Below are 18329 nucleotides of genomic sequence, written 5' to 3' on the forward strand. Positions count from 1 at the left end.
TAATCTCTTTTGTATATACAGTTTTTTTGCCCACGCAAAAACACCTCCGAATAATGTCACAATACTTATCTCAAGTATTGCCATTTTGGAGGTGTTTTATATTGTCTCACTATTTTAGGTTAGTCCAAACCTCTACGGCATTTAAGGGTCTTTTTTTATGGAACAAAGAGAAACCACTTAAGTATTTCTTGCTATCTATGTAGTCAATTTTCTTTGGAATGGAAGTATGCGGTGATCGAATTAACAGACCCTTCTTTTCTAATATTGAATTCGTTAAATGATAAAGCTTGGAAGTATTATGTAATCCATGGTGATAAAAAGCGCTGAGGTCTTCCCTTGTACTCATTGCAAGGAACCCTCCATAAGCCAATAAGCCTGCTTTCGCCATTTGATTAATATATGCTAGACAAAAGGTTTCTGTAAATAAGGCAGGAGCATTGGTATTAACATCTGTTTCTGTAAATCCATGAGGAATGGCGAAATCATCTTTTTGAAAAATCTTTATAAAACGCTTTTCTTGTTTTTGGGCAAACTGAAAAGAAAAACGAATCGCATTAGAGATTTCTCGATTCTTTACATGCTGAAGCATATGCGTTAGAACCTGCTTTGACATACAATTATTCATATAAGATGTCCACAGGGAAGCTATTTCTGAGGATGTTAGCTTTATATTTGATTGAGACACGAAGTAAAACCTCCAGAATTTACATTGTGTTTAGTAGTATTGGCATCCTTTTTTAAATTATGCTTACCACAGCAAAAAAGTAAAACATAATACCCTATATATTCATTATAATAAGAGATACATATAGGCCGAAAATACGAACAAGGAATGATGAGAGGTTTGAAAAATATAGATATGCTGTTTCTTGATTATGCAAATGATAAAAACTTAACAGAAGCAGAGAAAGAGATCACCTATTTCCTTATCCAGAAGAAATTAGCAGGAGAAACATTAAGCATTCGAGCAGCTGCAAATGATCTATTTGTATCCACAGCAACCATTATCCGCCTCTGTAAAAAACTTGGTTTTAGTGGCTATAGTGAATTTATTTACAACCTAAATTTAAAAGTAACAAAAATGCTTGATCAAGAAGTAGAATATGTAGATAGTATTCATCAACCATTGATAGATGCTGTTTCTTCCTTTAAGCAAAATTATAAACAAACAATCGATTCCCTTGATGAAACAAGCATCGAACTATTTCTTGCGCAAATTAATGAAAATAAAATGATTTACTTTTATGGTGCAGGCTTTTCTACGCTTTTTTCTAGCTATTTTGCAAAAAAACTAGAGCTCTTTGGTTATTATGTTTCCAATTCAACAACAAGCGACAGTAGAGCGATTTTTCTCAATAATATTCAAAAATACAAATTGCTCATTGCTTTTTCTCGCTCAGGTGAAACAGCTAAAGTACTAGAGAAAGTGCAAATCGCAAAGGATAAAGGCGTAAAAACAATCCTTTTTACCGGAAACAATAAAAGCTCTACCGCCAAAATTGCTGATATTGTCTTTACCGTCCTCGATCCTACCATTGAGTCTCAACAAGAATTCGAAGTTACCTCTTTTGAATCCAATATGTTTATGCTCATTGATTTACTTTTAATCGTAGCGATTAAAAGAGGGATTGTTAAAGAATATTAATACTTTTTTTATATACACTGTTGAAAGAGGATGCTATCGAACATCCTCTTTCTTTCACTTAAGCCTTGTAACATGTTACAGGATTGAAAGACATTGTACACAATCCTTGCAAACCCTTTCAAATTTACCTGTTCAATTATATACTTTGGTTATTAAAAAGATATGACAACGCTTACCAACAAAGGGAGGTTTTATAGATGAAAAAGGTAGTAAATGGTCTTCAGCTCTTCGGAAAATCTTTATTTGCACCAATTCTCATTCTACCGATTATCGGTCTATTTATCGCATTTGGAAATGTTTTCGGAAACGGAAACTTAGCACAATATATTCCGATTTTAGAAAATCCATTAATTCAAAATACAGGGAAATTTATATCTTCCTCCGCTGTATCGATTTTGCAAAACCTAGCTTTAATCTTCGCTGTCGGTATTCCGATTGGCTTAGCTAAAAAAGATAAAGGATATGCTGCCTTAACTGGCTTAGTTACCTTCGTTATTTTCATAAATGCAATGCATCAAATATTAAGTTTAACTGGTAGCTTAGTAGCACCAGAGCAAATGCAATTATCTGGTCAAGCAATGGTATTAAATGTTCAAGTATTGGAAATGGGTGTTTTTTCTGGAATTCTTCTAGGTGCTCTAGTTGGAATTTTGCACAATAAATACTGCGACACGGAATTCAAAGGTGTTATGGCTATATACTCAGGACATCGCTTTGTAGCTATTTTAGCCATTCCTAGTGCGATGATTTTAGGAGCACTTGCCGCAGAATTTTGGCCATTCGTACAAGATGGTATTACAGCTGTAGCCAGCGGCATTAAAAATTTAGGAGTAGTTGGATTACTTATTTATGGATTCTTAGAAAGAATTCTCATCCCAACTGGATTACATCACTTAGTGTATACTCCATTTCTTTACACAGAATTAGGTGGAGTTGCAAATATCGGAAATGAAATTATTTATGGCGCCCGAAATATCTATTTTGCCGAAATGGCAGACTCAAGCATTAAAGTATTAAGCAGTACAGTGAACTGGGATGCTCGCGGTTTAAGCAAAATGTTTGGACTTATGGGAGCAGCACTAGCAATGTATGTAACTGCAGATAAAAAGAAAAAAACAATCGCAAAAGCAATTCTTCTTCCTGCAGCCTTTACCTCCTTCTTACTAGGAGTAACAGAGCCTTTAGAATTTGCTTTCCTTTTCACCGCACCAATCTTGTTTGTCCTACATGCTGTTCTTTCTGGTGTGGGTATGATGCTCTTAAGTATCTTTCATGTACATGCAATTGGCGCAAATGGATTTATTGATTTCTTACTATATAATTTACCGCTTGGAACAACAAAGTCCAACTGGCCAATGTTTATCTTAGTAGGATTACTAATGGCAGTTATCTATTTTATCCTTTTCCGCTTCTTAATTCTTAAATTTAATTTAAAAACACCAGGTCGTGAAGAAGATATGATAGCAGCTGAAACAAATGAATTAGCTAATGCAGAGGCAGCTGTATCTGGTGGAACGACAAATGATTCGCCATCAGCTTTAGGGGCAACTATTGTCGATGCATTGGGCGGAAAAGCAAACATTGAAAATGTTGATAATTGCTATACAAGATTACGCCTAATTTTAAAAGATCCAAATGCAGTAGATGAACTGATATTAAAACAAACAGGATCCAAAGGAATTATCAAATCAGGAAATAATGTCCAAGTCGTATATGGTTTAAATGTTAAATCTGTTCGAGATCAAGTAGACCAACAATTAGGAGGAATTTAAGATGAAAACATATAAATTAGCAGTTGCAGGCGGGGGAAGCACATACACTCCAGGAATTATTCGTAGCTTAATGGACCGATTAGAAGATCTACCACTTTCTGAAATTCGCTTCTACGATATTGACGGAGAAAGACAGTCTAAAGTAGTCGTAGCTGCAAAGGCCGTCATTGAAGAATATACAGATAAAATTAAAGTCATTGATACAACAGATCCACAAACAGCCTTTGAAGATGTAGACTTTGTATTTGCCCAAATGAGAGTTGGAAAATATGCAATGCGTGAACTCGATGAGAAAATTCCCCTTTCCCATCATGTAGTTGGGCAAGAAACATGTGGACCTGGCGGATTGGCTTACGGACTGAGAACTATCTCTCCAATGATTAAGCTGATCGATTATGTAGAAAAATATGCTAAAGAAACAGCATGGATTGTAAACTACTCCAATCCAGCATCCATTGTGGCAGAAGGTGTTCGTAAGCTTCGACCAAATTCAAGAGTCTTAAACATTTGTGATATGCCTGTTGCAACAATGCGTAATATTGCAGCAATCCTCGGAGTAGAAAGAGAAGAATTAGATGTTGACTACTTTGGTTTAAATCACTTTGGCTGGTTTACAAGCATTAAAGTTGATGGGGTAGAAAGATTGCCAGAAATTCGTGAGCATGTATATAAACATGGATTACTAACAGAAGATGTTTCAAAAATTGACTATCGTCATGCAGATTCTTCCTGGATTAAAACCTTTAAGAATATTAAACTAATCATGGATCATTTTCCAGAATATCTGCCGAATCCATATTTACAATACTATCTGTTCCCAGATCATATTGTGGAAACTTCAAATAAGGAATACACTCGTGCGAACGAAGTAATGGATGGCCGTGAAAAAACATTGTTTGAAACAGTAGATAAATATGAAGAGACTGGTATTTTAGAAGATTCCTTTGCAGTTGGTGTACACGGAACATTTATTGTAGATGTAACAGTATCTCTTGCTCAAAACCTCGGAAAAAGATATTTAGTAATGGTAGAAAACAATGGAACAATTCCAAACTTGCCAAATGATGCGATGATTGAAGTGCCTGCGCTTATTACAAGTGATGGTCCTAAACCTGAATTTGTTGGAGACATTCCTTACTTCTACAAAGCAATGATTGACCAACAATTAGCATCGGAGAAAATTTTAGTGCAAGCCATTGTGGAAGGTTCTTATGAAAAAGCATTACAAGCATTCACATTAAATAAAACCTTACCTTCTGCTAAAGTAGCGAAAGCAGTTCTTGATGATTTAATTGAAGCAAATAAAGAATTCTGGCCAACATTAACAAAAGAATATAAAGAAGGCGTATTAGTGTAAGATTATAATAGGAGGCTGGGACATAAACATTTCAGTTAGCAACAAAGTCGAACAATTATGCGATTAACATGCATAATTGTTCGTTTTTCGTTTTAGAACAAGGTTTTAAAACAAAGTGAAATGGAGCGGAGGACGCTCGACTCCTACGGGAGATGCGAGAAAGTCCGAGACCCTGCAGGAGCGTGAGCTGTGAAGCGGCTCGGCGCTCGCCCCGGTGAGTCGTGCGGTAAGCCTCGGAAAACAAAAACCTACACTAAGTTAGAATGGTTTGCTAACTAATGATTCACCAGGTAATATACTTTTTCAGTGGCCTCGCAGTGAGGAGGCTCAGCTTCCTCCCCGGCGCATCGTGCGTCTGTAGCGCAATGGAACGACTTAGTTTTTACACTTAACTATATTTAAAAACATAGAGAACCATCTTGAAAAAGTAGCTTTATTTAAGTTCTAAATTAGAGATTGTTCGTCTTTAAAGATTAGGTATTTAGTTTTGTCCCAGCCTCTTTTTTATGTTCTAATGTTGTATTGCTTTCCCCTAGAAACCATCATGCAAAAACAAGTCTACCACCAGTAGAATCACTATTTTTAAGCTATTCAACTAGCCGTTGATAGGCATGTTTTGGCAAGTATGCTAGTATCGAATTAGACAGTGCGCACTGGAAAAGTAGAGGAGATGACAAGTATGGTTGATTCACGAAAAATTGGTGCTTATATATCAAAATTAAGAAAAGAAAAGGATCTTACGCAAGTTGAATTAGCGGATAAATTAAATGTCAGTCACCAAGCAGTATCGAAATGGGAAAGAGGAGAATCCCTTCCTGATATTATGACCATTCCCATTATTGCGAATGAATTGGAGGTTTCTATTGATCTCTTAATGAACGCTGGGATTAAACAGCCAAAACCTTCCAAGCAAATCGGGAAAATGGTTGAACATTTATCAGCCGACCAAACCGAGGAAGTTGCGGATTTAATTAATTCAGGAGCCGCCGACGTAAAGGAGCTTATTGATATCGCCCCTCTTATTAAAACTAGTCAACTAAGTAAAGTATCTGAAAAAATGGATACAACGGCTTGGGATTTAGACACAATTGTTCATCTAGCTCCTTTTCTGTCAACAGAAGCATTAGATGAAATCGTCATACAAGCAACAAAAGGAACTATTGATTGGAAGATTGTTCAACGAATTGCCCCTTTTTTATCTTCTAGCACCTTACACTCAATCGCCAATCAAGTCATTAGCGAATCGATTGAACCTATAGAATTAGTGCAGCTTGCACCCTTCTTAGATGAAGAATATATAGGCAGCTTAATATGGAAAGTGCAAAATGGGCAATTAACTTGGCAGTTCATCACAAATATGGCTCCTTTTATTAGTGATACAGCTTTAAATAATCTTGTCTTGCAAGGAATAGACGACATGTTTAATGAGGAACATATAATTGGCTTGGCTCCCTTTTTAGAAGAAGATACGATTGAACACTTAGTTTCAATCGCATCAAGTAAGGCGGAATGGTCTTTCATACAAAAAATGGCTCCTTTTATAGGAGAAGCATCCTTTAATGAACTAGTGGATAAAGCAGTTGATGGAGAAATAGAATTAGAACAGCTGATTGAACTTGCTCCTTTTTTAGAAGAGGATGCTATTGATCAATTATTATCCAATATGGATGCTGATAGGCTATCTCCTCAATCACTAGCAAAGCTAGCTCCTTTTATGGAGGAAAATTCTTTAGGTAGAATCGTAAAACAGTTACTTAAGACAAACTAAAAAACTCGTTTTCACTTCGACTTGGTCGTTCATTCCACGGATGAACGACTTATTTCTTGCTTTCGTTCCTTTGATAAACTCCGCTTCTTCCTGTCACTCTTTAAAAATGAAATCCCCCATTAATGCTCTAAATACCTATATAATGTAGATTTACTAATTCCTGTTTCTTCTTTTATTTCTTTTAATGTATATTTTTTCGACTGATACATCTCCATTGCTTTTTTTACATTTTCATCAGCTTTTCTCGGTCTTCCACTTGCTTTCCCATGCTGTCTCGCGTATTCCATGCCTTTTTTTGTTCTTTCCCGAATAATCTCATTCTGGAATTCAATTAAATGAGATAGCATTTCAGACAACGAATACTCCTTTTTTCTTTCTGTATCAATATCTTCCTTTATTGATTGTAAATAAGCACCTTTGTCTTCAAGTATTTCTAATAACTCCATCAGATGCCTACTCGAGTCTGCAATGGTAAATAACTGCGCTACAACAATTTTGTCTCCCTTTAATAGAGAGGCTATTACTTCCGATAGCTTTGATCTATTTTTTGCCGAATCATGTTCTTCTTGATACATTTGCTCACATATAGGTTTCAGTATTTTTAACTGCTGCTCGCAGCTAGTATCTGCAATGGTAGGTCGCATATAACCATATTTCATCTTAATTGCCTCCAACATTATCTCTTCTCATTATTATAGATAGAAATTCTCTGCTTGTAAAAACTTTCCCAAAATATATTCCTTTTTGGGAAAAAACATGGTAGACTTCTTTGTATCAAGCAGAAAGATATTGAGGTGAATCATTTGATTGAAAAAATAAAAAAGGAATGGTTTTCAAATATCCGTGGGGATATTTTATCAGGAATGGTCGTTGCTCTTGCATTAATACCAGAGGCGATTGCATTTTCTATCATTGCCGGGGTAGATCCGATGATTGGATTGTATGCCTCTTTTACTATGGCTGTGGTTATTTCGTTTACAGGTGGAAGACCTGGTATGATTTCAGCAGCAACAGGAGCAATGGCATTATTAATGGGGCCATTAGTTAGAGATTACGGATTAGAATATTTATTTGCTGCTACAATCCTTACAGGGATAATTCAGATTATTTTCGGCGTATTAAAAATTGCGAAGCTCATGAAGTTTATCCCGAGAGCAGTGATGATTGGATTTGTTAATGCTTTAGCGATCTTAATTTTTATGGCTCAAGTGCCACATCTTATTAACGTCACAAACATTACTTATTTATTTGTAATCATCACGTTATTAATTGTGTATATCTTGCCGCGATTTTTAAAAGTCATTCCAGCACCACTAATTGCTATTATTATTTTAACCGTTGTTGCTATTTTTGGAAATGTAAATGTAGCTACTGTTGGTGATTTGGGAAAAATTACGCAATCATTGCCATCTTTCTTTATTCCAAATGTACCGTTTTCCTTTGAGACGTTAGCAATTATTTTCCCATATGCGCTAGCTTTATCAATTGTTGGTTTATTGGAATCCTTATTAACTGCTTCTATCGTTGATGATGCAACAGATACAGACAGCAATAAAAACAGAGAAGCAAGGGGACAGGGAATAGCTAATATTGTTACAGGATTTTTTGGCGGAATGGCTGGCTGTGCGATGATTGGTCAATCTGTTATCAATGTGAAATCAGGTGGGAGAGGAAGACTCTCTACATTTGTTGCAGGTGTTTTTCTTATGTTTTTGATAATGGTATTAGGAAGTCTTGTTGTACAAATTCCTATGCCAGTCCTAGTTGGCATCATGATTATGGTGTGTATCGGCACCTTTGACTGGTCTTCCTTCAAGTACTTAGTTACTGCTCCAAAAGGAGATGCAATCGTTATGCTCGTAACCGTGATAATTGTTGTCGCAACCGATAATTTATCCATAGGGGTAATTGCTGGAGTTATTTTAAGTGCTGTCTTATTTGCTGCGAAGATTTCCCATGTGAAGATGCATAAACAGGAAACATCGCAAGGCTACAACTATGCAGTGGAAGGACAACTATTTTTTGCTTCTGTTGATAGCTTTGTTCAAGCATTTGATACAACGATTAAAAACAAACAAATTTCCATTGATTTTACTAATTCTCATGTATGGGATGATTCTGCAGTCGGTGCCATTGATAAAATTGCGTTAAAGCTGAAGGAAAATCAAAATACAGTTACCATTACTGGCTTAGATTCTGCAAGTAAAAAGATTGTAGATAAACTTGCTGTATTTCCCAAACAAAATGCGAAATTATCTGATCACTAACTCAAAAGGAGCGTAAATCATGTATTCTACTATTCTTTTAGCAATTGACGGTTCAAAAAACTCGTTAAGAGCAACAACAGAAGCAGTGAAATTAGCTTCCCTTCAGAAGAATGCTGTAATTACAGTTGTTCATGTCCTAGATATCACTCAATCGAAATATGATGTATTGCACGCTCAAGGGAAGGCTGATTTAGAACTTACTAGGCGGAAAAAATTCGTATCAATGGAAGAATACTTACAATCCAATAATATCGCTTATAATCTACTATTTCTTCATGGAGAGCCGGGTCCTACAATTGTCGAGTATGCAAATCAAAATAGCTTTGACTTACTTGTCATTGGCAGTCGCGGATTAAATTCCTTGCAAGAAATGGTATTGGGAAGTGTTAGTCATAAAGTAATCAAACGAGTAAAATGTCCGGTTTTAGTTGTTAAATAAAAAAAGAGCTAATCAAATGATTATCCTGTTTGATTAGCTCTTTTTTATAGCCAATATCTACGAATTAGTTTTGATATAAATACGTTTTTACCCCTTGAATATGTAGCTTGATTTTATATAACCCTCCTGATTGTGGATACTTTTTTAATTCTTCATCATCCAAACCAGATCTCGCTGTCGTTATATATAACTCATTTAATTTTTCCCCTCCAAATGTACAAGAAGTCACATTCGGTACTGGCAAGCATATTTCACTTAATTTTTCCCCACTCTCTGGATTCCATCTAGACACTCTTCCTCCACCATAATGAGCAATCCATAGCATTCCTTCGCTATCAATTGTCATACCATCTGGGAATCCTTCTTCCTCTGAAAAATCAATAATCTGCTTTGCTTTTCCTAATTTTCCTGTTTCCAAATCATATTCATAACGTGTTACTGTTTGAGCAGGTGTATCAATATGGTATAAGTATTCATTATCACTAGTCCATGCCATGCCGTTCGAAATACTCAAATGACTTATTTTTTCCGTCCATTTTCCTTCATTATCAAGACAGTATAGTGCTGCATCTTTCGTCTTTCCATCTCTGCACATTGTACCTGCCCATAAACGACCATAAGCATCACATTTCCCATCATTAAAACGATTCTGTTTTAAATCTCGCTCTGGATCGCCAATAAACTTTAGTTGCTCTGTTTCTATATTTAAAAGATGAAAGCCATTATCTAATGTAACAATAAATTCTGTATCTTTTGTTATACAAGGGATAACAGCCGATACTTCACGTTCTAGTTGAACCTGTTTGTGCTCACCAGAAATATGGTTATACATATGTACTTTTTTTCCTTCAATATCTACCCAATATAAAATATTGTTTCTAAAATCCCAGCATGGTCCTTCTCCAAGCACAGCTTTTGCATCAAGTACTAATTCTAGATCCTCTATCATATGTTTCCCCCTCCAACTATGTATAATCTATCTCCTTGTCCTATACCTTTTCTAGATAGAAAAGAAACCCATATAATTAAAATTTTATAAAAATATGCTCCTTTTTATGTTTCAATCAATCAAATTCGGGATATTATAATAAAACTAGCTCCTTTCGTAAATGTAGCTCTGCTTTGGTTATGTTTTCTAGAAAACATTTTTCCAAATTAACCTACGAATTTACGAGTAAGGGGCTAGTTTTTATTTATGGGTACTAGACTTAAATAACCCTTTTATGGAATAAGCCTATCACAATCTCTCGGAAATGCGCTTGCTTCGCGAATATTACCAAGGTTTAGGAACTTCATTATAATCCGTTCTAAACCAATTCCAAATCCTCCATGCGGTGGAATAGCATATGCAAAAGAATCGATATATGCCTTAAATTCATTCGGATTTAGTCCCTTTTCTCTAAAAGAAGCTATTAGCTCTCCTTTACGATGAATCCTTTGCCCGCCAGAGGTAATTTCACTTCCTTTATATAAAAGGTCAAAAGAATCTGTCAGCTCAGGATTTTCCTTATTTGGCATGGTATACATCGGTCTTGTTGCTCTCGGATAGTTTGTTATAAACACAAAATCACTTCCATATTTATCCTTAACATAGTTTCCGATGCATTTTTCCCCTTCTGTATTTAAATCTCCTTCTGGAGAGTCCTTTTGATATGTCTCTTTTAATATAGCCTGTGCTTCTGCTAATGTCATTTTAGGGATTTCGTTCAACACTGGTATGTCGACCTGAAGAACGTCCAGCTGCTTCTGACAACGCTCCTTCACATATTGGAAAACATATTGAAGAACTCGCTTCTCCATCTCCATTACTTCCTCCACATTTTCAATAAATCCCATTTCTACATCTAACGAAATATATTCATTTAAATGTCTAGATGAATTATGCTCTTCCGCCCTATATACAGGGGCAATTTCAAACACCCTTTCAAAGCCCGCTCCTACCATCATTTGTTTATAAAATTGAGGGGATTGTGCTAAATAGGCACTTTTATCAAAATAGTTAAAGGTAAAAACATTTGCCCCGCCTTCTGCTCCTTGTGAAACTATTTTTGGAGTGAAAATTCTGGTAAACCCTTCTTGCATGAGAAAATCTGTAAAACCTTTCACGAACACGGATTGAATCGTAAATATTGCGTTTATTTGTTCATGTCTTAAGGATAGAACTCGATGATTCAGTAAATGATCTAAGCCGACATTCAGTTTTTTCTTATTAATTTCAAATGGCAATAAATCAGCTTCAGCTAGTACGAGGATTTCACTAACTTGAAGTTCCACTCCATTTGCTGTTTTATCTGTTTTTACAAGAATTCCGGTAACTTGAACAACACTCTCTGTCTCTATTTTCACCTGATTCTGCTCTTGCTCTAATACACATTGCAGCAACCCAGTGCGGTCTCTCAATAACAAGAAGCCTACTTTTCCTAGCTGGCGAATCTTTTTCACCCAGCCCTTTAAAACAACCTCTTTACCAATAAGCATATTACACTCAGAAATGAGCACCCTTTTTGAAGATTCCATATAACTGTTCCTCCTAAAGTTAGTAAAATTTTGATTCATATCGTTATCATCATCATCGTCCACGGCACTCACCTCCTTATTAGAAAAGCCCATCAGCCCCTGGGTGCCCAGGGCTAGACACTAAATATTCGTCTAAAAAAAACATAAAAAAATCCGCCCCTATAAAAGGGACGGATTATCCGCGGTACCACCCAAATTGTTTCATACAGAAACCACTTGTATCATAACGGTGATAACCGGTTACCTCTACTAGCATAATACGTTCAAAGTAACACTCACAGATGTCTTCTCCTAAGGCTTTTGCACAATCTTTTCAGCTACCGACTGCTCTCTTTCGAAAAAGGTTCTTAGGGTACTCCTTCTGATCAACATGTTCGCTCCATTAAATTATGTTCATTATAGACCTCTCTCCCCCTAATTTCAACTACTAAAAAAAGAAAATATAAATATTTCTGAATATGACTTTCCTTAAGAAGCATAAAGTTTACTAATACGATGTTACATTTGAGGTGATTATATTGAATACATTTCTCCACTCTGTTGAAAAAGAGCAACAAAAACGCATAAAAGAGCTTGTCGAGCTACAAAAGTCAGACGGTTCTTTTCATTTCCGGTTTCAAGGAAGCTTAATGACAGATGCTTTTTATATCATCACCATTCGAGCATTAAACATTCACACAGAAGAAGAAAACATCCACCTTTTAGCCAAAACACTGCGTAACGCCCAGCATAAAGAAGGCTATTGGAAAGCATATAGCGATGAACCAAACGGCCATCTCTCTGCTACCATAATTGCTTACACTGCCCTATTATATTCTGGCCTTTATGCAAAGGAAGACACACAAATGCAGAAAGCAAAAGCATTTATTTTAAAACACGGCGGCCTAGCGAAGGCTCATTTTATGATAAAATGGATGCTATCCGTGAATGGTCTCTACCCTTGGTCCCATATGATCTACATTCCAATGACATTTTTACTCTTGCCAACCTTTCAGCCTTTCAATTTCTACCAATTTAGTGCCTATGCTCGGATTCACTTCATTCCGATGTTAATAGCAGCCAATAAAAAATTCACAATCCAAACAAAAACCAAGCCACCGCTAGATGACCTATTTGTAAGAGATATAGCTCTTTATCCATCCTTTGATCACCTAGAAGAAGAGCGAAATCCCCTTACATTTCTTTGGAAAGAAATGAAACGAATCGGAAAGTTTCCAGCCTATCTTCATCACTTAGGCTTTCAATCTGCAGAAAAATACATGCTAGATCGATTAGAAGAGGATGGGACACTTTACAGTTATGCGAGTGCAACTTTCTTTATGATCTATGCATTACTTGCCCTTGGCTATAAAAAAAATTCTCCAGTAATTCAAAAAGCAATTGCTGGACTCACATCCCTTATCGATAAAAAAGGTAAGCAAAGTCACCTAGAGAACTCCACCAGCACGGTTTGGGACACAGGCTTAATCAGCTATACATTACAACAAGCTGGAATACCTACTGAATCTACTCCAATAATAAAAGCAACTAATTATTTGCTAGCAAAACAACATACAAAAAAAGGAGATTGGCAGGTTCATAACCCAAATTCGGAACCAGGAGGATGGGGCTTTTCTGATATTAATACGAATAATCCTGACAATGATGATACCTCTGCCGTTTTACGGGCCTTAACCGCAACCGCCTCATCAAACAAAACGGTTCATTACGCTTGGCAAAAAGGCACAAACTATTTATTATCCATGCAAAATAAAGATGGAGGGTGGGCAGCGTTCGAAAAGAATACCGATTGGGACATTCTCAAGATGGTTCCAATCGATAATGCAAAGGATGCTGCCGTGGATCCTTCTACCGCTGATTTAACTGGAAGAGTATTAGAATACTTTGGAAACTTTGCTCATCTTAACGACACACATCCTCATATAAAGCAGGCCGTCAGCTGGTTAATCAATAATCAGGAAAAAAACGGCTCTTGGTATGGCAGATGGGGTGTTTGTTATATTTACGGGACTTGGGCAGCACTTACAGGGTTAACAGCAGTTGGCATGAAACCAAATCACCCAGCAATCCAAAAAGCAATTGGTTGGCTGAAAAAAATCCAACACTCCAATGGAGGATGGGGAGAATCTTGTAGGAGCTGTGAAACTTCCATCTATGTTCCTCTACCATTTAGCACGGAATCACAAACAGCTTGGGCTGTTGATGCCTTAATTGCGGCAGGAGAAGGAGCAAGCAAAGAAGTGAAAAGGGGAATTCGTTACTTACTAGACGAAAAGAAAGAGGAACGCGCCATTACTTATCCTACAGGTATTGGGTTACCGAAACAATTCTACATTTATTATCATAGTTATAATAAGATTTTTCCTTTATTGGCTCTTTCCCATTATATAAACAAGGAGGCGCATAGTTGATCATGAATCTAGAATGTTTTTTCCGAAGCAAATTTATCATTCTTATAAACTTCGGAAAAACATTTTTTCCTATTTCGTTCGAATATTCTCGCTATGATTCTTTCTCAAAAGAAGGAAAAAAATCACTAAACCAATAGTTATAGAAATATGCCCTAATCCGGCAATTCCAGAGATGGCAGAATCTAAACCGCTGGATAAATCAAATTCAAGCACTTGCAGAGTTCCTCTTATCACCATTAATGTAATCGTTGATAGTAAACCAATATTATAAAAATAAAAGAACAAATCAAAATTTTTAAGTGTATGTATTTTCATCGTATAACAGAATAAATAGACGATTAGCATGATCATCATTCCTAAAGCAAACGAGTGAGTATGAACAACAGAGAGCTGCGTTTCCCCTGTGAAATCTCTCATTTTCGTAAACTCTCTATAGTAAACGCCACTAACTAAACCTAAAATTGTATAAAAGAAGGCTATATTCAATACTTTTTTCATCTCTCTACTTCCTTTCAAACCTAATAATCACTACCTACCATTCTAACAAAATACCAATCGGGATACTATGACAGTTTTGTGGCTAAAAAATCCTATTTATCCGGCTTTCCTCCTTTGCTTGATATAGGCAAATGTCCCTTGAAATTCTCCATTAAAAGTGCTATCCTATACAAAACATTCCAATTCATAGAAATCAATGAAGAGAAAAAGTACGTTTTGATATCCCTTTTAGCGAGCTGGGTATGGTGAAAGCCAGTAAGGTAACCGAAACGAAAAAATCATCTCTGAGATGCAAGGCTGAACAACTAGTAAGTCTTGACGGATTTCCACCGTTAAAAGGAACACGTATGATAGTACGTTGACTAAGCGCTGTTTGTTTTTTGTCAAACAGAATTTGGGTGGTAACGCGGGTTATGATAATACACTCGTCCCTTACTAAAGGGACGGGTGTTTTTTTTTTTCCTAAAAATATCTTTCTATACTGGAATGTTTATTAAATAGATGGAGGGATATAGATGGAAGTACAAAAAGAAACAGACAGAGCTCGTGAAAAAAGAATCCTGGCCTATTGGGAGGAAGAACAAATTTTTCCAAAGTCAATCGAACAGCGCAATAACAATGACACCTTTGTTTTTTACGAAGGACCACCAACTGCCAACGGCCTCCCACACGTCGGTCATGCACTTGGAAGAACCATCAAAGACATCATCGCAAGATTTCAAACAATGAACGGCAAACAAGTCATTCGTAAAGCAGGCTGGGATACACATGGACTTCCTGTTGAATTAGGGGTCGAAAAGGCGCTAGGTATTTCTGGAAAACAAGAAATTGAGAACTATGGCATTATTCCTTTTATTGAAAAATGTAAAGATAGTGTATTTTCCTATGAAAAACAATGGCGAACCTTTACAGAGGAATTAGGATATTGGGTTGATATGGATCATCCCTACATGACCATGAGTAATGAATACATCGAATCGGTTTGGAATATCCTTGGTACTATTCACGAAAAAGGCTGGTTATATAAAGGGCATCGCGTTTCACCATACTGCCCAAGCTGCCAAACCTCCTTGAGCTCACATGAGGTCGCACAAGGCTATAAAGATGTAAAAGACTTGAGTGCAACAGTTAAATTTAAGCTTGCCACAAAAGAAAACGAATATATACTCGGTTGGACAACGACTCCTTGGACATTGCCAGCAAATGTCGCCTTAGCGGTTCACAAAGATTTAGACTATGTTAGAGTAAAAGTAGGAGAGGAAATATTCATCGTTGCAAAAGATAGATTACAGCCGGTAATCGGCTTAGAAGGGGAAGTCCTTGAAACTTTGAAGGGATCAACATTAGTAGGACTTTCCTATACAGCACCATTTTCATACGTTCAAGTGGAAAAAGGGCACACCATTCATCATGGTAATTTCGTCACAAACGATAGCGGAACAGGAATTGTCCATATCGCTCCAGCGTACGGTGAGGATGACTATCGTCTTGTGCAGACAAACAATCTTTCTTTTGTCCATGTAGTGGATGAAAGGGGAAGGTACAAGGAAAGCATTACACCATTAGCCGGTTCCTTTGTAAAAGACGGGAAGGTTGATGTAGAGATAATCAAGCTACTCCATCAAAAAGGATTGTTATTCCATAAAGAGAAATATGAACATTCTTACCCGCATTGCTGGCGCTGCGACACACCGCTTTTGTATTATGCCACAGAAAGCTGGTTTATTAAAACAACTGCTGCAAAGGAAAGGTTGGTTGCCAAAAACCAAGAAGTAACTTGGTACCCTGAGCATATAAAGAATGGTCGATTTGGAAATTTCCTCGATGGTTTAGTTGATTGGAATATTAGTCGTAATCGATATTGGGGAACTCCCTTAAATGTTTGGCAATGCACATCCTGTCAAAAGGAGATTGCTCCCAAAAGCATTTCTGAGGTAAAAAACTATAACAAAACTCCGATTGATGATGTGGAATTGCACAAACCATATGTAGATGAACTTGTCTTTACTTGTCCATCCTGCAGTGGAGATATGTACCGGACACCTGAGGTAATTGATGTATGGTTCGATAGTGGCTCCATGCCCTTTGCCCAATATCATACCCCATTTGAAAATAGCGAACTGTTTCAAAAACAGTTTCCAGCAGATGTTGTTGTAGAAGGCATTGATCAAACAAGAGGATGGTTTTATTCTCTTTTAGCAGTTTCTGTCCTTTATTCGGGAGAAGTTCCCTATAAAAATGTTCTTGCCACAGGGCATGTATTAGATGAACTCGGACAAAAAATGTCCAAAAGTAAGGGGAATGCACTAAATCCGATTGAGCTTATCCAAACATATGGTGCAGACGCTCTGCGATGGGCGCTTGTTGCAGATAGCGCTCCATGGAACCAAAAAAGATTCTCAGAAAAAAATGTCCAAGAAGCAAAATCAAAAATGATTGATACATTCTTAAGTTTATTTCATTTCTACTCTTTATACGCAGAAATTGATCACTTTGATCCGAAATTGCCAAAGATCAAAAACATTCCTATCATGGACCGTTGGATTCTCTCTCGATTAACGACAACAACGGTTGTGGTAAAAAACGAGATGGAAAATTATCAGCTTACAAATGCAGCCAGAAAAATCGGGGAATTAATGGATGACGTGAGCAATTGGTATATTCGCAGAAATCGAGAACGATTTTGGATAGCAGGAATGCCAGAAGATAAAGTTTCTGCTTTTCAAACCCTTTATACAGTATTAATTCGTTTATCACAATTATTGGCTCCATTTATTCCTTTTACTTCTGAAAGCATTCATCTTGCTTTAACAGGGAAAAGTGTCCACTTAACTAGCTTTCCTTCTACTATTTCAAAATGGAGAGATAAGCAATTAGAGGAGCAAATGGAAAAAGTGAAAGAAGTGGTGGAGCTAGGGAGAAGCCTTCGTCACCGTTATCAAATAAAAACAAAACAACCGTTAGCAACTTTACTGATTGTGTCCGCAAACAATAACGAAGCTATCGAATTTTTACAGTTTGAGTCGATTATAAAAGATGAACTGAATGTGAAACACATCAACTGGGTAGATTCTGCCGATGATTACGTTCATTATTCCCTAAAGCTTGATTTTAAAAAGGCAGGACCTAAGTTAGGGAAAAACGTAAAGAGTGCAAAAGATATATTACAGAATGCTACAGAAGAACAAATAAATTTCTTTCTAAATAAAGGATATTTAACTGTTAAACTAGAAAGTAAAGAAAGCATTACCTTAACAGAAGAAGAAGTAATACTCCAAAGAAAGACGAATTTGCCTGGTTATGAAGAGGCCTCCAATAAACATTTCACCGTGATGCTCGATACTACTATATCGGAAGCATTAAAAAAGGAGGGAAATATCAGGGAACTCATTCGGTCTATTCAGGATTTGCGAAAAGATAAAAATCTGCCTATTGATAAAAAAATCGATTTATTTATTGATGGGTCTACCACTTTTATCAAAACAATGAAAGAATATGATTTTCTTATCCATAAAGGAGTTATTATTCATCAGCTTTTCTTTGAAAGAATAGAGAATATGAAAGAAATTCAAATAGACGGCGAAAATGTATACATTGGCATGAAATAACCATATCAAGGCTGTCTCAAAGCTAGGTGAAAACCTATTTGAGACAC

General features: G+C 36.6%; 13 protein-coding genes and 2 other annotated features. Of the genes, 8 read left to right on the top strand and 5 right to left on the bottom strand.

Annotated features, from left to right (window positions below):
• Positions 1 to 109 precede the first annotated feature (109 nt).
• Positions 110 to 685 carry a DUF3231 family protein gene (locus tag QQZ16_RS04015; protein ID WP_284561132.1) on the bottom strand — a complete coding sequence of 192 codons (576 nt, stop codon included), beginning with the start codon at positions 683 to 685 and terminating at the stop codon, positions 110 to 112.
• A 150-nt stretch (positions 686 to 835) separates the two neighbouring features.
• Between QQZ16_RS04015 and QQZ16_RS04020 the strand changes: the two genes are divergently transcribed.
• The 4 genes from QQZ16_RS04020 to QQZ16_RS04035 all read left to right on the top strand — a co-directional run bounded on the left by QQZ16_RS04020 (position 836) and on the right by QQZ16_RS04035 (position 6542).
• Complete coding sequence (locus tag QQZ16_RS04020) at positions 836 to 1645, top strand: MurR/RpiR family transcriptional regulator (RefSeq protein ID WP_231512495.1); 810 nt, start codon at positions 836 to 838, stop codon at positions 1643 to 1645.
• 197 nt (positions 1646 to 1842) lie between these two features.
• Positions 1843 to 3417, top strand: coding sequence for a PTS transporter subunit EIIC (locus QQZ16_RS04025; RefSeq protein ID WP_031535071.1), 1575 nt, complete (start codon positions 1843 to 1845; stop codon positions 3415 to 3417).
• 1 nt (position 3418) lies between these two features.
• Positions 3419 to 4774, top strand: coding sequence for a 6-phospho-alpha-glucosidase (locus QQZ16_RS04030; RefSeq protein ID WP_284561133.1), 1356 nt, complete (start codon positions 3419 to 3421; stop codon positions 4772 to 4774).
• 679 nt (positions 4775 to 5453) lie between these two features.
• Entirely contained in the window at positions 5454 to 6542 is a 1089-nt protein-coding gene (locus QQZ16_RS04035; protein ID WP_284561134.1) for a helix-turn-helix domain-containing protein, read from the top strand.
• Positions 6543 to 6661: 119 nt separating this feature from the next.
• Here the strand turns inward: QQZ16_RS04035 and QQZ16_RS04040 are convergent, their stop codons facing one another.
• On the bottom strand, positions 6662 to 7201 hold the full coding sequence (locus QQZ16_RS04040) for a recombinase family protein (RefSeq protein WP_031535078.1): 540 nt from the start codon (positions 7199 to 7201) through the stop codon (positions 6662 to 6664).
• Positions 7202 to 7345: 144 nt separating this feature from the next.
• Here QQZ16_RS04040 and QQZ16_RS04045 point away from each other — a divergent pair, with 144 nt between their 5' ends.
• Positions 7346 to 8809 carry a SulP family inorganic anion transporter gene (locus tag QQZ16_RS04045; RefSeq protein WP_031535079.1) on the top strand — a complete coding sequence of 488 codons (1464 nt, stop codon included), beginning with the start codon at positions 7346 to 7348 and terminating at the stop codon, positions 8807 to 8809.
• Positions 8810 to 8828: 19 nt separating this feature from the next.
• The gene (locus QQZ16_RS04050; protein WP_031535082.1) at positions 8829 to 9248 is read left to right on the top strand and encodes a universal stress protein; all 420 of its coding nucleotides are present in this window, start codon (positions 8829 to 8831) and stop codon (positions 9246 to 9248) included.
• A gap of 64 nt (positions 9249 to 9312) precedes the next feature.
• Here QQZ16_RS04050 and QQZ16_RS04055 read toward each other — a convergent pair whose 3' ends face one another.
• Both QQZ16_RS04055 and aspS read right to left on the bottom strand, forming a co-directional pair.
• Positions 9313 to 10197, bottom strand: coding sequence for an SMP-30/gluconolactonase/LRE family protein (locus tag QQZ16_RS04055; protein ID WP_031535084.1), 885 nt, complete (start codon positions 10195 to 10197; stop codon positions 9313 to 9315).
• A 272-nt stretch (positions 10198 to 10469) separates the two neighbouring features.
• Entirely contained in the window at positions 10470 to 11765 is a 1296-nt protein-coding gene (gene aspS, locus QQZ16_RS04060) for an aspartate--tRNA(Asn) ligase (RefSeq protein ID WP_031535086.1), read from the bottom strand.
• Between the two features lie 163 nt (positions 11766 to 11928).
• Positions 11929 to 12143: a binding site (T-box leader), on the bottom strand.
• Positions 12144 to 12283: 140 nt separating this feature from the next.
• Between aspS and shc the strand changes: the two genes are divergently transcribed.
• Positions 12284 to 14176 carry a squalene--hopene cyclase gene (shc, locus tag QQZ16_RS04065; protein WP_251627875.1) on the top strand — a complete coding sequence of 631 codons (1893 nt, stop codon included), beginning with the start codon at positions 12284 to 12286 and terminating at the stop codon, positions 14174 to 14176.
• A gap of 69 nt (positions 14177 to 14245) precedes the next feature.
• Here shc and QQZ16_RS04070 read toward each other — a convergent pair whose 3' ends face one another.
• Positions 14246 to 14674, bottom strand: coding sequence for a DUF2871 domain-containing protein (locus QQZ16_RS04070; RefSeq protein WP_031535088.1), 429 nt, complete (start codon positions 14672 to 14674; stop codon positions 14246 to 14248).
• Between the two features lie 187 nt (positions 14675 to 14861).
• Positions 14862 to 15110: a binding site (T-box leader), on the top strand.
• A gap of 79 nt (positions 15111 to 15189) precedes the next feature.
• Between QQZ16_RS04070 and ileS the strand changes: the two genes are divergently transcribed.
• Positions 15190 to 18282, top strand: coding sequence for an isoleucine--tRNA ligase (gene ileS, locus QQZ16_RS04075; protein WP_251627878.1), 3093 nt, complete (start codon positions 15190 to 15192; stop codon positions 18280 to 18282).
• The last annotated feature ends 47 nt before the right edge of the window (positions 18283 to 18329 follow it).

This window comes from Bacillus sp. T2.9-1, from assembly GCF_950097965.1.
GTDB classification, from domain to species: Bacteria; Bacillota; Bacilli; order Bacillales; family Cytobacillaceae; genus Niallia; species Niallia hominis.

Excerpts from the sequence above, each read along its gene's own strand:
- QQZ16_RS04020 (WP_231512495.1), top strand. The coding sequence starts at position 836 with ATGAGAGGTTTGAAAAATATAGATATGCTGTTTCTTGATTATGCAAAT.
- QQZ16_RS04025 (WP_031535071.1), top strand. The coding sequence starts at position 1,843 with ATGAAAAAGGTAGTAAATGGTCTTCAGCTCTTCGGAAAATCTTTATTT.
- QQZ16_RS04030 (WP_284561133.1), top strand. The coding sequence starts at position 3,419 with ATGAAAACATATAAATTAGCAGTTGCAGGCGGGGGAAGCACATACACT.
- QQZ16_RS04035 (WP_284561134.1), top strand. The coding sequence starts at position 5,454 with ATGGTTGATTCACGAAAAATTGGTGCTTATATATCAAAATTAAGAAAA.
- QQZ16_RS04040 (WP_031535078.1), bottom strand. The coding sequence starts at position 7,201 with ATGAAATATGGTTATATGCGACCTACCATTGCAGATACTAGCTGCGAG.
- QQZ16_RS04050 (WP_031535082.1), top strand. The coding sequence starts at position 8,829 with ATGTATTCTACTATTCTTTTAGCAATTGACGGTTCAAAAAACTCGTTA.
- QQZ16_RS04055 (WP_031535084.1), bottom strand. The coding sequence starts at position 10,197 with ATGATAGAGGATCTAGAATTAGTACTTGATGCAAAAGCTGTGCTTGGA.
- aspS (WP_031535086.1), bottom strand. The coding sequence starts at position 11,765 with ATGGAATCTTCAAAAAGGGTGCTCATTTCTGAGTGTAATATGCTTATT.
- QQZ16_RS04070 (WP_031535088.1), bottom strand. The coding sequence starts at position 14,674 with ATGAAAAAAGTATTGAATATAGCCTTCTTTTATACAATTTTAGGTTTA.
- ileS (WP_251627878.1), top strand. The coding sequence starts at position 15,190 with ATGGAAGTACAAAAAGAAACAGACAGAGCTCGTGAAAAAAGAATCCTG.